Below are 14,718 nucleotides of genomic sequence, written 5' to 3' on the forward strand. Positions count from 1 at the left end.
TTAAATGTTTTTAAAGGTTTTAGATGAACAAAAAAACTGTCTTTTTAACTAAATTTGCAATCAAACGATTCAGCTAATAGAAGATGAAACAAGAAACACCATATATACCAAAAAATAAAGTCAGAATTGTAACCGCAGCATCGCTATTTGATGGGCATGATGCAGCCATCAACATTATGCGACGTATTATACAATCTACTGGTGTTGAAGTGATTCATCTTGGTCATGACAGAAGTGTAGAAGAGGTAGTGAATACTGCAATTCAAGAAGATGCAAACGCTATCGCTATGACTTCGTATCAAGGTGGACACAATGAGTATTTTAAATACATGTACGATCTGCTACAAGAAAAAGGCGCAGGACATATTAAAATCTTTGGTGGCGGAGGTGGTGTCATTCTTCCTTCTGAAATTAAAGATTTGATGGACTATGGTATTACAAGGATTTATTCTCCAGATGATGGGCGTGAGCTAGGTTTACAAGGAATGATAAATGACTTAGTAAAAACATCAGACTACCCAATTGGGGATACTTTAAATGGAGAACTAACACATTTGGCTGATAAGAAACCTGGGGCCATTGCAAGGATTATTTCTGCAGCAGAGAACTTTCCTGAGATAGCTTCGGAAACCTTAGATGAAATTCATAAAAAGAATAAAACACTAAAAACTCCTGTACTAGGTATTACAGGAACGGGTGGTGCTGGTAAATCTTCATTAGTAGACGAATTGGTGCGTCGCTTTTTAATAGATTTTCCAGAAAAAACCATCGGACTTATTTCTGTAGATCCTTCAAAGCGTAAAACGGGTGGTGCATTGTTAGGAGATAGAATTAGAATGAATGCCATTAACTCTCCAAGGGTCTACATGCGTAGTTTGGCAACCCGTCAATCTAACCTTGCTTTATCAAAATATGTAGCAGAAGCCATTGAGGTAATTAAAGCAGCAGAATACGATCTCATTATTTTAGAAACTTCAGGTATTGGTCAGAGTGATACTGAAATTTTAGAACACAGTGATGTTTCCTTGTATGTCATGACTCCTGAGTTTGGAGCGGCGACACAGTTAGAAAAAATTGACATGCTTGATTTCGCAGATCTAGTAGCCATAAATAAATTTGATAAGCGTGGTTCTTTAGATGCGCTTCGTGATGTAAAAAAGCAATACATGCGTAACCATCAATTATGGGAAACTCCTCAAGATGAGTTGCCAGTATATGGTACCATCGCCTCTCAGTTTAATGATCCTGGGATGAACAAACTATATGGCGCTATTATGGCCGAGTTGGAAGAAAAGACAGAAACCGATTTAAAATCTACCTTCCAAATCACAGACGAGATGTCTGAAAAAATATTTGTGATTCCACCAGCACGTACTCGTTATTTATCTGAAATTTCAGAAAGCAATAGAGCCTACGATAAACAAGCTGGTATTCAAGCAGAAGTTGCGCAAAAATTATACGGGATTTTCAAAACCATCGAATCTGTTTCTGGTGCTGTTCCTTCCATCGAAAAATCAGGAATCGAAATAGATGCTGCTAACATTTCCGAAGAAAACAAAGACCTGCTAAAATTACTCTTAGCAGAATTTGATAGGGTTAAACTAAATCTAGATCCTTATAACTGGGAAGTAATTCTTGGTTGGGATGCTAAAGTAAACAAGTACAAAAATCCTGTGTACACTTTTAAAGTGCGTGACAAGGAGATTAAAATAGATACCCATACAGAGAGTTTATCGCATACACAAATACCAAAAGTAGCGTTACCTAAGTATCAAGCTTGGGGAGATATATTGCGTTGGACCTTACAAGAAAATGTGCCTGGGGAGTTTCCATACACTTCAGGACTGTATCCATTTAAAAGAACAGGTGAAGACCCAACTAGAATGTTTGCTGGAGAGGGTGGACCAGAGAGAACCAATCGCCGTTTCCACTATGTAAGTCTTGGGATGCCAGCAAAGCGTTTGTCTACAGCTTTTGATAGTGTAACCTTATACGGTAATGATCCAGATCACCGTCCAGATATTTATGGAAAAATTGGTAATGCAGGAGTTTCTATTTGTTGCCTAGATGATGCTAAAAAATTATACAGTGGATTTGATTTGAGTCATCCAATGACATCGGTGAGTATGACAATTAATGGGCCAGCACCTATGCTGTTAGGGTTCTTTATGAATGCAGCCATAGATCAAAACTGTGAGAAGTATATTAAAGAAAATGGTCTAGAAAAAGAAATAGAAGCTAAGATAGAAGCGATTTATAAAGAACGTGGTGTAGACAGACCCAAATACCAAGGAGATTTACCAGAAGGTAATGATGGATTGGGACTATTATTATTAGGTGTTACTGGAGATTTGGTATTACCTAAAGAGGTATATTATCAAATTAAAGCAGATACCATGATGCAAGTTCGTGGTACGGTACAGGCAGATATTTTAAAAGAAGATCAGGCGCAAAACACTTGTATTTTCTCTACAGAATTCGCATTGCGATTGATGGGAGATGTACAAGAATACTTTATTGAAAAGCAAGTGCGTAATTTCTATTCTGTTTCTATTAGTGGATACCATATAGCAGAAGCAGGAGCCAATCCTATTACACAGTTGGCTTTTACCTTATCAAACGGATTTACGTACGTTGAGTATTATTTAAGCCGTGGGATGGATATCAATAAATTTGGCCCTAACCTATCGTTCTTCTTTAGTAATGGTATTGATCCAGAATATTCGGTTATTGGTCGTGTGGCACGTAAGATTTGGAGTAAAGCATTAAAGCATAAATACGGTGCCAATGCAAGAGCACAAATGCTGAAATATCACATCCAAACGTCTGGGCGTTCTTTACATGCCCAAGAAATTGATTTTAATGACATTCGTACTACATTACAAGCATTGTATGCTATTTATGATAACTGTAATTCGTTGCATACCAATGCCTACGATGAGGCCATTACAACGCCAACCGAAGAAAGTGTGCGTAGAGCCATGGCAATCCAACTTATTATTAATAAGGAGCTAGGGCTTGCTAAGAATGAAAATCCAATTCAAGGATCGTTCATCATCGAAGAGCTTACTGATTTAGTAGAAGAAGCAGTATTGTTAGAGTTTGATAGAATTACCGAAAGAGGTGGCGTATTGGGAGCTATGGAAACCATGTACCAACGTAGTAAAATTCAAGAAGAGAGCTTGTACTATGAAACTTTAAAGCATACTGGAGAATTTCCTATCATTGGGGTAAACACCTTTTTAAGTAGTAAAGGATCTCCAACAGTACAACCCGCCGAGGTAATACGAGCTACCGAAGAAGAGAAGTTGTACCAGATAGAAACGCTTAACAACTTACACAAAGCCTTTGGAGACAAAGCACAAGAGAGTATCAAGAAAGTACAGCATGCTGCCATTAGCAACGAAAATATGTTCGAGCAGCTCATGGAAGCAACCAAAGTATGTTCTCTCGGACAAATAACCGCCAAGTTGTTCGAAGTAGGCGGACAGTATAGAAGAAATATGTAAGCAGAGAACCACTTTTTCGCAGAAAAAGTGTGTGAATCGCTTATCCCGTCCCGATAGTTATCGGGATGCTTCGGGATCTTTTTGATTTTTTGCTGTACTCTTTTTCGCAGAAAAAGTGTGTGAATCTTTCCCTTTGAGACCGTAAATATCTTCTCTTATTTGTAGTGTAGTAGTAAAAATAGTTGAGTTAAAAATACAAAAACACGACAAAAATTAGTATATTCGCGTCAAATGTCGTGATTATGTGTGCTCAAAAAAAAGAAGTAAAAGTTATTAATTTGGTTAAAGAGCCTCAAGCTTTCTATAGCATGCAAAATAAGTATGACCGTATAGTAAGTGTTTTAGGAGGTAGTGTTCAAGTAGGTCAAACTGTAAATAGTGATATAGACTTAATTGAAATTACCCGTAAAGGGCTTCCCAAATCTGTAGTGGTTACGGTAAGTACCATTCTTGGTATTTCTATGGAGAAAATGAGTAATCTTATTCATGTATCGCACCGTACCATACAACGCAAAGAAAGTCATGAGTTGCTCAATGTATATAGTACAGAGCAGATTTTAGAAATTGCACAGGTAATTTCTAGAGGTATCGAGGTAATGGGTACTATAGAAACTTTTGTGGCTTGGTTGCATAAAGATATACGCAGTCTTCAATACAAAAAACCGCTAGATTTTCTCGATACTAGTTTTGGAACTCGGCTTATTAAAGACATACTTGGTAGAATAGAACATGGTGTTCACTCATAGCGCTATATTTTGAAAATCTATAGAATTTCGAAACAAAAATATCGTAAAGACCTCAGTGGTGAAGGCGCTCGACTATATGGAGGGCGTTGGAACCGAAGAGGGGATGCGATGGTTTATTTTTCTGAAAGTTTATCACTCGCAACCCTAGAGATGTTGGTGCATATGGAGTATCAATTTGTGGATGATTCATTTTACTATATGGAAGTTGAGGTGCCAGATGCTTTGATTACTACCTTAAAATCTCCAAAAAAGGTTACAACACATTGGAGAGATAATCCTCAAAATGCTAGTACCCAAGATTATGGCTCTAATTGGTTACAATCTTATAAAAGTCTAGGATTACGCGTTCCTTCGGCTGTTTTACCTTTAGAATATAATATTTTAATACATCCAAAGCATCCAGATATAAAAAAGTTACGCATACTTAAAAGTCAAAAACTAATCCTGGATAATAGATTCTAAAATTTCCGAAGAAAATAATATCTTTAACAAAAAACACTTCTTTGCTTGCAACTATAGAATATACTGTCACCGCCATTGTTTGCCTCATTAGTGCTGTTGTAATACAACGCATTTTTATAAAAGAGCGGGCAAAAGGAATAGGTGCCGCTTCTGCACAAGGAATTAAATGGTTTGGTTTGGCAATTTTTGCCTGGGGCATTGGTGCTGTTGGAAATTTAATAGGTACAGAAATCTTTGGAAGTACGCATAAAATTACGGTCTATTGGGGAGTGTTTATTTCGCTGGCAAATTCTCTGTTTATTTTACTGTCTTTGCCTTCGATAGAACATGAAAGTACTAGAGGACTTGGGGTGCGCTTGGTAGAACGGTTTTCTACAAAAGAGTTTATCATGTTGTATGGCGGTGTACTAGGAATGATTGTTTTTGTATTTATAGCAACATCCTTCACCAACACAGATTTGAGTTCTAATTTCACTTGGCTTATCGATATTCCAATTTCTATTTTTGTGGCTATTTCATTGCTGTTTGAACTAAACAATGCATTTTCTGGGCGACAGATGAGGTTTATGTATTTGCCAACTTTTTCATTATTTGTCTTAATTGTCATTGCGGTGTCGCATCGCATTATCCCACAAGATCAAGTGGTGCAATTTATAGATCAAAGCTTTTGGTCTTTGGTGGGAAGCATTACAGCCATTTCTTTTAAGTTTTTATTTATTTTATTATTCTCCATCTTATTGTATAGTTGGAAATTTTTGTCTGAGAAGGAACAGCAACAAACCTTGGCGCAAACACTCTCTTCTGAGAATGTACAACTCAAACAAGAATTAGCACAATTAACTTTGGCAAATGAGAGTCATCTAGATAGCATTAAAAGTCTCAAAACCGAGTTGAATGTCCTCGTAAATGCCTCTAAAGTTGAATTGTCAGATCGTCAAAAAGAAGTCTTGGCAAACTTGGCGTATTTTGGAAGTAAAAAATCCTATCCCGAATTGGCTAAAGAAATGAATATAAGTTTAGATGGTTTGCAAACGCATATTCATCAAATAAAAAAACTCCTTAGCATCAGCGGAGCAGGGGGTAAGGAACAATTAATAGCCTTTGCAAAACAAAACGATTTATTACAATACGCTTCTCTATCTAAACCTCTTTAAGTATATGGTTAACTATAGCACCTTAAATTTTGAATAGTGCTTAACCTTTTGTCGTACCCACTTTTGGAACAACTTGCCAAAAAAACGACACCATGATCTCGCTACTACAAGAAAGTACTCTTGATGAAAAAATTAATGAACAATTTAGTAATGCCACTAGTTGGTTTACAGATGCTGTTTTTGCCGAAATACCCATAACAGATACTATTGGAGTTCCGTGGGTATTGTTAGTGCTCATCTTTGGGGCAGGGTATTTTACCATATACTTTAAAGGAATCAACGTACGAGGGTTTTTAACTGCTATTAAAGTGGTGCGAGGCAACTATGATGCCCTAGAAGATGATGGCCATGTGGCAGTTTCTTCTTCTGTATCAACTGTAGATCAGGACAATCCTGATACTATACGAGTAGAGGGAGAAGGAGAGGTAAGTCATTTTCAAGCATTAACTGCAGCTGTTTCTGCCACGGTAGGATTAGGGAACATTGCCGGTGTAGCCATTGCCTTATCTATTGGAGGAGCTGGTGCCACGTTCTGGATGATATTGATTGGTTTTTTAGGCATGGCGTCTAAATTTGTGGAGTGTACCTTAGGAGTGAAATATCGTGAAGTCAATGAGGAGGGTGTGGTGTATGGAGGTCCTATGTATTACATAAAGAAAGGCTTACACGAGTTGGGGATTCCAAAATTAGGGAAGGTACTTGCCGTTCTTTTCGCTATTATGTGCGTAGGTGGATCTTTTGGAGGGGGAAATATGTTTCAAGTAAATCAAGCCTTTAAGTTGTTTGAATATGTTACAGGGGCAGAACAGAGCTTTATATTTGGTCAAGGATGGATTTTTGGTCTTGTGATGGCAGTATTAGTGGGTATTGTTATTATTGGAGGCATAAAAAAAATTGCCAATGTAACCGATAAAGTAGTACCTTTTATGGTCCTTATTTACTTGTTGGCAGTACTCACCATTTTGGGATTAAATTTTTCAGAAATTCCCAATGCATTCAAAGCCATTTGGGATGGAGCATTTAGTCCGCAGGGTGTTACGGGCGGATTTATAGGAGTGCTTATTCAAGGGTTTAAAAGAGCAGCTTTTAGTAACGAAGCCGGTATTGGTAGTTCTTCTATTGCTCATAGTGCGGTAAAGACTAAATACCCAGCAAGTGAGGGATTGGTCGCATTATTGGAACCTTTTATTGATACAGTGGTGGTGTGTACCATGACAGCATTAGTGCTTATTATTACTGGACAAATAGTGCCAGGGACTATTTTAAATGATGAAGAAGGGGTCTTACTTACGGCAGCTGCGCTAGAGAGTGGCGTGTCTTGGTTTCCGTATTTGTTATCGGTTGCAGTGATATTATTTGCCTTTTCATCGATGATTTCATGGTCTTATTATGGCTACCAAGCTTGGAGTTATTTGTTTGGGAGAGGTAAAAAACATGAGTATACCTATAAATTGATTTTTTGTATGTTCACTGTGTTAGGGGCAGCCATAACATTAGGCTCGGTAACCTTGTTTAGTGATGCCATGATTTTTGCCATGATGGTTCCAAACATGATAGGGCTCTTTTTATTGCGTAAAAAAGTAAAACAAGAACTACAGTATTACATGCAACTGATTAAAAATAGAGTAGTGTAGTACTTCGGAAATAGTAGAGGATTAAAAATTTTAAAGAAAATACACTTATGGAAGAAATGTATCTTGAAAGTATCAAGAAACAGTTTGTTTATTACAAATCTGTTGGAGAGAAAACATTTAAACAGCTTGATGAAGAAGCACTTTTTTGGCAACACAATGAAGCTTCCAATTCAATTGCGATTATTGTAAATCATTTGTGGGGAAATATGCTATCTCGATGGACTAACTTTTTAACCGAAGATGGTGAAAAAGAATGGAGAAATAGAGATCGAGAATTTGAAGCAGTTATCACTACTAAAAAAGAACTCCTAGAAAAATGGAATGAAGGCTGGGCATGCTTGTTTGAGGCATTAGATTCGGTTAACAAAGATACCATACATACCGAAGTATTTATTAGAAACCAATCGCATTCAATTGTCCAAGCCATTAATAGACAGTTTGCGCATTATGTGTATCATATTGGTCAGATAGTATATATAGGACGTATGATTCAAGATCAAAAATGGATAAGCTTAACCATTCCAAAAGGGGGATCTAAAGAGTTTAATACCACAAAATTTTCCAAAGGAAAACATGGAGGACACTTCTCTGATGATTTAAAAATATAGGTGTGTTTACATAAGCATAGTCTAAAGCGTCAACATCCAACTGTGTTGGAGTTTTCTAAACTTCTTAAGCTCTTTTCTTAGAATCGGTAAAAAGTCCTTCCCGTTGCTTTGTATGCTTTCTAGACGCTCGCAATTTCGAGATAATAAATTGGCAAGTCTATCTACACTCGCTACATACTTATACTTGTCTTCTTGGAAGGTTTGCTGCTCGGCTTTTAAAATTTCAGGAGCAAGAGAAACCGATTGTTGCATAATATCACCCGTCACATATAACGAAGGATCTTCAAAATCATGAGGGTCTCTAATGGTAATATCATCTATTACATAAGATGCAATACTTCTAGATAGGGTGAAGATTTCTATGGCCTTGTTGTAAATAGGCGATCTGGGAAATGGATCTAAAACGATAGATTTCATTGTGTTAGCATGTTTTTCTTTTCAAGCAATTCAAAAATACTAAGAGAAAACGGCAAACGAATATCGATTTTAATGTAAAAACGTATATTTGCTTTATATTTTAATTAAATTTTCTTTAATACTTTAAAAAATATATGGATGCGTTAAATTGGAAAATTTTAGATTTGTTGCAAAAAGATGCTAGGATTTCTAATGCCGCCATTGGAAGAGCCGTAGGGATAAGTTCTCCTGCCGTAAATGAGCGCATCAAGAAAATGGAAGATGCAGGATTAATACACGGTTACAAGACTATTGTTTCTCCCTTCGCGGCACAATATCAATTAAAAGCTATTATTACTTTGCGTGCTTTTATGGGAAAGTTAAAACCCTTTTTGGCAAAAGTGAAAACCTATGATGAGGTTTTAAATTGTTACCGTATTACCGGGAATGAAAATATTGTAATGGAGGTTGTTTTAAAAAATCAAAAACACTTAGAAGAATTTATTGATCAGCTCATTGTGTACGGGGAGACCAAAACACAAATTGTGTTGTCTCATGTGGTAGCACATAATGCTATAAAACCCCTTAGTTAGTGTTTAGTATTCAACGTGTTCTGTTCACCCTTCACCCTTCACCAATCACTAATCACCAGTATTTGATACAATGAGATGCGGCACCGTATCAAGATTCCAATCTATTACAAGGCCACCTGCTAGGGATTGGGCGATTTCTTTTCCATACAAATACTCGCACAAATACAAAGCAGCTTCAAAACTTTTGGCTCCTCCAGCAGAGGTGATATATTTCTTGTCATGTACAAACAATACATCTTTTCTAATATCTAGTTTCGGAAACATCTCACGCATGGCATCTATATCACTAGGGAAGGTAGTCGAAACACTTTCATCTAATAAACCTGCTTTGGCTAAAATAAAAGCACCATCACAGTGTGAGGTAACATAGATCGCTTCTTTGTCAACTTTTTTCACAAAATCTATCATGGCGGTATCCTCCAAATCGGTATCTAAATGATGCTCGGCACTGGGCACTACTAGAATGTCTATTTTAGGAAGCGCGTCCTTTATATAGTTGTAATCTGGCATAATGCGCATGCCCTCAAAAGTGGTGATTGGGTCGTCAGTATTTGCCACGGTAAACACATTCATAGCTTTGATGTTTTCTCTAAAAATGGTGTGCTGAAAAATATCAAAAGGTGCCGTGAGCTCTGTATTAAACGTGCCTTCCATAATTAAGAAGGCTACATTGTATCTATTGGCTTCTAACTTCGGAAATATTTTCTCCTCAAGTGCTTCCTGTTTCTTGGTAGTTGTTTCAGGTGTTTGCGTTTCCTTGTTTTGGCACGCCATAAGCAGCATACAAAAAGCAACATATAAAAGGGATCTCATATTTCCGAAGGTATTATTTAAGGTATCGTAAATGTACTTTTTTTTTCAATGATACATAAAGAAGATAGGTCAATGCAGTAACAAATAATAGCAATACCGTCATCACATACCAGGTAGTTTCAAAACCAAACTGATCTGCCAGATTCATCCCACTGCTGTGCCCTATAATATGAGAAATAGAAAAGCTCATACTTAATAATCCCATATAACTTCCTTTACGTCCTTTGGGAGCCATTTCTAGCGCAAGGGCACTAGAAAAAGGAGATGCTATCATTTCTCCAAGCGTCATTAATATCATTCCTATAATAAGCACACCAGTCCAACTTGTAAGATTTACAATAAAAAAACTAATACTCAAGAACACACCACCCCAAAGGGTAGCCATCACTTTATTGATTTGAATTTTTTCTAACCAACTTACGAGAGGCATTTCAAAGACAACAATGATAGCGCCATTTACAAACATGAGCCATCCTATAAGATCTGTACTAAGGAAATGTTCTTGCTCCCAATAGAGCGGCATCACACTAAAATATTGTACAAAGGCAATACTACTAAGCACCATGATGGCGAAAAACAGCATGTAATTTGCATTTCTGTAGGGAGATACTCCTTCTTTTGGTTCTTTGGTTTGTATTTTTTTCTTAGCTACTTGTTTTGGTTTTAGCCAGATAAATAACCCAAGAGCAGCAAAAATACAGCTTAGCCCATCGATCCAGAAGAGTGCACCGTAATTTACATGGGCAATAATGATCCCCCCTACGAGTGGTCCAATAGAGAACCCTAAGTTTATAGCAAGTCTTATGAGCGCTATACTTCTAGTAGTATTTTCTGGTTTGCTATAAGCATCACTTGCTACATATATAGCAGGTCGATAGGCATCTGCAACAAAAATAAGTGTAAAAATTCCTGCGCAGAGACCATAGAAAGTCTCTAAAAATTGGATGCATATAAAACCAATGCCGCCTAAAAAAAGACTGCCTATAATTACTTTGTAAAATCCAATACTGTCTGTTAATCTACCGCCCACCATAGTTCCCGCTAAAGAGCCTACACCATAAAAAGTCATTAAGATTCCCACTTGAGGTAACGAGAAGCATTTGTCATTTACAAAGTATAGTGACAAAAATGGAATCACCATGGCACCAAGTCTGTTGATGAATGTCACTAAAGAGAGCAGCCAAATTTCTTTAGAAAGCCCTTCAAAGTTTGCGATATAATTGTTGTAAATTTTTTTCATGATTGGTATATAAAAATAAAACGTCCTAGTGTTAACTAGGACGTTTTACGATTGAATTATCTTATATGGTTATAATAGTCAATACATAGCGCCCCTAGATCTCGGTACCGAAATCCACACATTTTGTTGGCATCTATATGTTGTATTAATAATCATTGTCTTGATTTACAGTTCAAACCTAATTATTTTTTTTTAATTAGGTCTCTATTCTATTTTATATATTTACTGAAATACTAAAAAATGAAATACACTCCCTACCTATTCTTATTGTTAAGCACCTTTATTTTTGCACAGCGTGAATCTCCAGAATTTTTAGAGGCGGTTGCTTATCAACAAGAAGAAAATAAGAACTTCGCTAATCCAGAAACCTCTATACTTACTCCAGAAGATTTAAAAGAATTTAAGGAGCTTGACTTTTATCCAATAGACTTAAAATTTAGGGTGACAGCTACATTTAAGCGTACACCTAATGAGACGCCTTTCTTAATGCCAACAACAACAGACCGCCTACCTGAATATGTAAAATATGGCGAAGCACATTTTGAACTAGACGGGAAACAATTACAACTCAGCTTGTATCAAAGTGTTCCAATTTCAGAAGATCCAGAGTATGTAGATTATTTGTTTTTACCCTTTACTGACCTAACAAGTGGTGATGGAAGTTATGGTGGCGGACGTTTTTTAGATGTAAGAATCCCAGAAGGGTATACTATGGTGTTGGATTTTAACAAAGCGTATAATCCCTATTGCGCCTATAACAGCAACTATTCTTGTCCAATTCCTCCTAAAGAAAATGATGTGCTCGTACGTATCGAAGCTGGGGTAAAAGACTTTGGGGAAAATCATTAGTTTGGTGACTAGTGATTTGTGAGTGGTGATTAGAATAAATGCAGTATGCAGTGCCCTCATCAGGTTTAAATAGATCATTCAGCTTTGTTTACCCTCCCGATGCTTCGGGAATAAAGGGAGCAAAGCGTTTTTTCTGGTAATTCATTTTCAAATTGACACATTTTCAAATTAATTTCATCCGTCATCCGTCATCCGTCATCCGTCACCAATCATTCCTCAATAAGCACACCCATTTTACCCATTTGGTAATCACGCATGGCTTCTAATAGTTCGGTTTCAGAATTCATGACAAACGGACCTTGTTGTACCATTTTTTCATTAATAGGTGGCCCTGCTAAGATTAAAAAAGAGGCATCATTACTTGCGGTGATAGTAATGGTATTTCCAGCATTCTCAAAGATGGCCAGACTTTTTTCTGCCACAAGACCGTATCCTGAAATGCTAATATTTCCGTAGATAAGATAAAGCATACAGTTATACCCTTCTGGAATGGTGTAGGTTTCTGTTCCTTTATCTTGAGTTGAAGCCCACAATACTAACACTTCAGAAACTGAGGTAAAAGGGCCTTGAATGTCTTTTTGTTGTCCAGTAATAACTTTGGTGTTAACAGCTCCATCTTCAGAGGTATAGATTGGAATACGGTCTTCGGGCACATATTGATAACTTGGAATGTCCATTTTTGAAGCTGCCGGACTGTTAATCCATAGTTGTATGATCTCGTGGCTTCCTTTTCGTTCGGTTAAGGCTTGTGAAGGTCTTTCGCTATGTACAATTCCAGCGCCTGCATGCATCCATTGTACTTCCCCTTTTTTGGCTATTTGGTTATTCCCTCTACTATCTCTATGGTGTACCTCGCCATCAATGACAAAGGTAACCGGAGTAAAACCTCTGTGCGGGTGCGGACCAATACCTTGCTGAATCGCCTTAGAACGATTGGTAAATTTAAAATCTCCATGATGTAATAGCAAAAAAGGGTCTACCTGCGGTACTTTTTGAGTAGGCAAGGCTTGTTTTAAAATGATACCACCCATGTTGATATCAAAAGCAGGGATGAGGGTTTTTATATTTTTTTGCATAGTATTATTATTGATAGATTCTTTACTAGAACATGGTTTTAGAGAGCCATAATCCAATAAAAACAGCCAATACACCCAGTAACAAGCTACCTAAACCGTAGATGATAAAATGAGTAATGTCGCCAGATTTTAAAATTTGATAGTTCTCCATAGCAAAGGCAGAGAAGGTGGTAAAGCCTCCACAAAAGCCAGTTGCTACCAATAAAATCATCGTATTAGTCCCTGTTTCATTTTTTAAGGCAAGTCCCATTACAATTCCTATGAGTAAAGAACCTACTATGTTCACTGCAAAGGTTCCAAATGGAATTACATTTTCGAGTGCATTGAGATATTTGCTTATGAGATATCGCAAACTACTTCCTAGTCCGCCACCCAAGAAAACTAATAAGACGTTTTTCATTTATAAAGATGGGCTTACAATGGGTACATATATCTCTGTAATCCAATCGGCTGGATTAGGCACTAACTCTGGATCTGTTGGATATACCTCAAACATTTTTGCAGTAGGATGTGGTGTATATCCACTTTTTGCCACATGCTCATTTGCTTTTGCATAGGCTTGTGGTAAATTGGTATAGTTTCCTTTTAAAATTGTTTTTACAGCACTTACAGGTTTCATATAACCCGCGTTTACTGAGCTACCACTAGGAGTAATTACTTTTTCTTTTACAGGAATAGCTGCAGAGAATATCACACTTCCTGTTGCTTCATCTACTTGGTTGTAGATGCTAAAAGGATAGCCTGCCATGTTAATTTTGTTGGCTTGCATGTATCCAACTACTTGTCCCATGAGGTCTGCCATTTTGAGTCCTATATCTTGCATTTTGCAGGAAGTGGTAGCATACATATAATAACCACCTCCATATTCTGCCACTGTATTGTCTATATCGATGGTGTATTTTTGCATTTCTGCTTGCACTGTTTTCTCAAGTTTGGTAAGTCCTTTTTGGTAGTCTCTTCTCACCATGGTCTCCATGTCGTCTTCCATAAACGACATAAATACTTTTTCTAATAAAGATTGCTCGCCTTTCATTCCCCAAGACACTTTGGTTTGTCCAGGCGTATTTGTAGGTTCAAAACTCCACCAAACATCGCTCTTAGAATCTCCAATAGGGGATGCAAATGTAATTTGTTGTTCTATTCTTTTATTAGGAGTTACCGCAACAGTTGCCATGGATCCGGTTCCTACTTCCATGTTGTCACTTTCCCAGGTATAATTAGCCCCTTCGCCAGAAGTTTTGTCGCCGTAGGTAAGCACAGTATTAGGGTCTTTTTCGAGCCACGGACTCCAAGTAGGCCAGTTTTTATAGTCATTTACATTGCTATATAATAAAGCTGCAGGTGCGTCTATTACGCGCTCCTCGGCAAAGTCGTAGCTTCCGTCTTTTGTGCCAAAATAAATGGCACCTCCTATGATTACAATAAGTAACAAGAAGAATATATATTTTAAAATTTTCATAATTGGGTTGTTTATATCGTAAATATATGCATTTTTTTTATGCCTTCTAGACTCCATTAGCGTAGGTGTGGGTTGAAAATTCATCTTTTCTTATTCTTCGGAAATTTTATTGGCTGGCCACTATTTTAAAGGTTCAAATTTTAGAAAGCACTACGGGTTGATTTTCTAATGCATTTGAC

Annotated in this window: 14 protein-coding genes; 8 read left to right on the forward strand and 6 right to left on the reverse strand. The window is 37.2% G+C overall.

The features are described from left to right. Positions 1 to 83 precede the first annotated feature (83 nt). The 6 genes from ACY2RS_RS08300 (at position 84) to ACY2RS_RS08325 (ending at position 8,113) form a co-directional block, all read left to right on the forward strand. Positions 84 to 3,509, forward strand: a complete 3,426-nt coding sequence (locus ACY2RS_RS08300) for a methylmalonyl-CoA mutase family protein (RefSeq protein WP_490098173.1) — start codon at positions 84 to 86, stop codon at positions 3,507 to 3,509. A 308-nt stretch (positions 3,510 to 3,817) separates the two neighbouring features. Next, complete coding sequence (locus ACY2RS_RS08305; protein WP_490098174.1) at positions 3,818 to 4,255, forward strand: Xre family toxin-antitoxin system antitoxin; 438 nt, start codon at positions 3,818 to 3,820, stop codon at positions 4,253 to 4,255. 9 nt (positions 4,256 to 4,264) lie between these two features. Then, the gene (locus ACY2RS_RS08310) at positions 4,265 to 4,717 is read left to right on the forward strand and encodes an RES family NAD+ phosphorylase (RefSeq protein WP_490098175.1); all 453 of its coding nucleotides are present in this window, start codon (positions 4,265 to 4,267) and stop codon (positions 4,715 to 4,717) included. A gap of 41 nt (positions 4,718 to 4,758) precedes the next feature. After that, the gene (locus ACY2RS_RS08315) at positions 4,759 to 5,871 is read left to right on the forward strand and encodes a helix-turn-helix transcriptional regulator (protein ID WP_490098176.1); all 1,113 of its coding nucleotides are present in this window, start codon (positions 4,759 to 4,761) and stop codon (positions 5,869 to 5,871) included. 92 nt (positions 5,872 to 5,963) lie between these two features. Continuing rightward, a complete protein-coding gene (locus ACY2RS_RS08320) occupies positions 5,964 to 7,505 on the forward strand; it encodes an alanine/glycine:cation symporter family protein (protein WP_490098177.1) in 1,542 nt (513 codons plus the stop codon). A gap of 47 nt (positions 7,506 to 7,552) precedes the next feature. Beyond that, complete coding sequence (locus ACY2RS_RS08325; RefSeq protein ID WP_490098178.1) at positions 7,553 to 8,113, forward strand: DUF1572 family protein; 561 nt, start codon at positions 7,553 to 7,555, stop codon at positions 8,111 to 8,113. 21 nt (positions 8,114 to 8,134) lie between these two features. Here ACY2RS_RS08325 and ACY2RS_RS08330 read toward each other — a convergent pair whose 3' ends face one another. Further along, on the reverse strand, positions 8,135 to 8,530 hold the full coding sequence (locus ACY2RS_RS08330; protein WP_490098179.1) for a hypothetical protein: 396 nt from the start codon (positions 8,528 to 8,530) through the stop codon (positions 8,135 to 8,137). A gap of 134 nt (positions 8,531 to 8,664) precedes the next feature. Between ACY2RS_RS08330 and ACY2RS_RS08335 the strand changes: the two genes are divergently transcribed. Beyond that, positions 8,665 to 9,102: an Lrp/AsnC family transcriptional regulator gene (locus ACY2RS_RS08335; RefSeq protein ID WP_490098180.1), complete on the forward strand. Its 438-nt coding sequence runs from the start codon at positions 8,665 to 8,667 to the stop codon at positions 9,100 to 9,102. A gap of 48 nt (positions 9,103 to 9,150) precedes the next feature. Here ACY2RS_RS08335 and ACY2RS_RS08340 read toward each other — a convergent pair whose 3' ends face one another. Together ACY2RS_RS08340 and ACY2RS_RS08345 are read right to left on the reverse strand one after the other, a co-directional pair. Continuing rightward, on the reverse strand, positions 9,151 to 9,915 hold the full coding sequence (locus ACY2RS_RS08340) for a DJ-1/PfpI family protein (protein ID WP_490098181.1): 765 nt from the start codon (positions 9,913 to 9,915) through the stop codon (positions 9,151 to 9,153). Positions 9,916 to 9,928: 13 nt separating this feature from the next. Further along, positions 9,929 to 11,155, reverse strand: a complete 1,227-nt coding sequence (locus ACY2RS_RS08345; protein WP_490098182.1) for an MDR family MFS transporter — start codon at positions 11,153 to 11,155, stop codon at positions 9,929 to 9,931. A 240-nt stretch (positions 11,156 to 11,395) separates the two neighbouring features. Between ACY2RS_RS08345 and ACY2RS_RS08350 the strand changes: the two genes are divergently transcribed. Beyond that, positions 11,396 to 12,004: a DUF1684 domain-containing protein gene (locus ACY2RS_RS08350; protein WP_490098183.1), complete on the forward strand. Its 609-nt coding sequence runs from the start codon at positions 11,396 to 11,398 to the stop codon at positions 12,002 to 12,004. A 209-nt stretch (positions 12,005 to 12,213) separates the two neighbouring features. Here ACY2RS_RS08350 and ACY2RS_RS08355 read toward each other — a convergent pair whose 3' ends face one another. From ACY2RS_RS08355 to ACY2RS_RS08365, 3 genes are read right to left on the reverse strand one after another with little or no spacing between them, the layout of a single operon-like run. Then, positions 12,214 to 13,080, reverse strand: coding sequence for a pirin family protein (locus tag ACY2RS_RS08355; RefSeq protein ID WP_490098184.1), 867 nt, complete (start codon positions 13,078 to 13,080; stop codon positions 12,214 to 12,216). Between the two features lie 25 nt (positions 13,081 to 13,105). Next, positions 13,106 to 13,480 (reverse strand): fluoride efflux transporter CrcB, encoded by a 375-nt coding sequence (gene crcB / locus ACY2RS_RS08360; RefSeq protein WP_490098185.1) that lies wholly within the window; start codon positions 13,478 to 13,480, stop codon positions 13,106 to 13,108. After that, positions 13,481 to 14,539, reverse strand: a complete 1,059-nt coding sequence (locus ACY2RS_RS08365) for an SRPBCC family protein (protein WP_490098186.1) — start codon at positions 14,537 to 14,539, stop codon at positions 13,481 to 13,483. It abuts the gene before it with no gap. Positions 14,540 to 14,718: the final 179 nt, after the last annotated feature.

The sequence above is a fragment of the Patiriisocius sp. 208BN25-11 genome (assembly GCF_058147145.1).

What these genes read in the sequence shown, in the direction of transcription:
- ACY2RS_RS08300 (WP_490098173.1), top strand. Translation starts at nt 84, where the DNA reads ATGAAACAAGAAACACCATATATACCAAAAAATAAAGTCAGAATTGTA.
- ACY2RS_RS08305 (WP_490098174.1), top strand. Translation starts at nt 3,818, where the DNA reads ATGCAAAATAAGTATGACCGTATAGTAAGTGTTTTAGGAGGTAGTGTT.
- ACY2RS_RS08320 (WP_490098177.1), top strand. Translation starts at nt 5,964, where the DNA reads ATGATCTCGCTACTACAAGAAAGTACTCTTGATGAAAAAATTAATGAA.
- ACY2RS_RS08325 (WP_490098178.1), top strand. Translation starts at nt 7,553, where the DNA reads ATGGAAGAAATGTATCTTGAAAGTATCAAGAAACAGTTTGTTTATTAC.
- ACY2RS_RS08330 (WP_490098179.1), bottom strand. Translation starts at nt 8,530, where the DNA reads ATGAAATCTATCGTTTTAGATCCATTTCCCAGATCGCCTATTTACAAC.
- ACY2RS_RS08335 (WP_490098180.1), top strand. Translation starts at nt 8,665, where the DNA reads ATGGATGCGTTAAATTGGAAAATTTTAGATTTGTTGCAAAAAGATGCT.
- ACY2RS_RS08340 (WP_490098181.1), bottom strand. Translation starts at nt 9,915, where the DNA reads ATGAGATCCCTTTTATATGTTGCTTTTTGTATGCTGCTTATGGCGTGC.
- ACY2RS_RS08345 (WP_490098182.1), bottom strand. Translation starts at nt 11,155, where the DNA reads ATGAAAAAAATTTACAACAATTATATCGCAAACTTTGAAGGGCTTTCT.
- ACY2RS_RS08350 (WP_490098183.1), top strand. Translation starts at nt 11,396, where the DNA reads ATGAAATACACTCCCTACCTATTCTTATTGTTAAGCACCTTTATTTTT.
- ACY2RS_RS08355 (WP_490098184.1), bottom strand. Translation starts at nt 13,080, where the DNA reads ATGCAAAAAAATATAAAAACCCTCATCCCTGCTTTTGATATCAACATG.
- crcB (WP_490098185.1), bottom strand. Translation starts at nt 13,480, where the DNA reads ATGAAAAACGTCTTATTAGTTTTCTTGGGTGGCGGACTAGGAAGTAGT.
- ACY2RS_RS08365 (WP_490098186.1), bottom strand. Translation starts at nt 14,539, where the DNA reads ATGAAAATTTTAAAATATATATTCTTCTTGTTACTTATTGTAATCATA.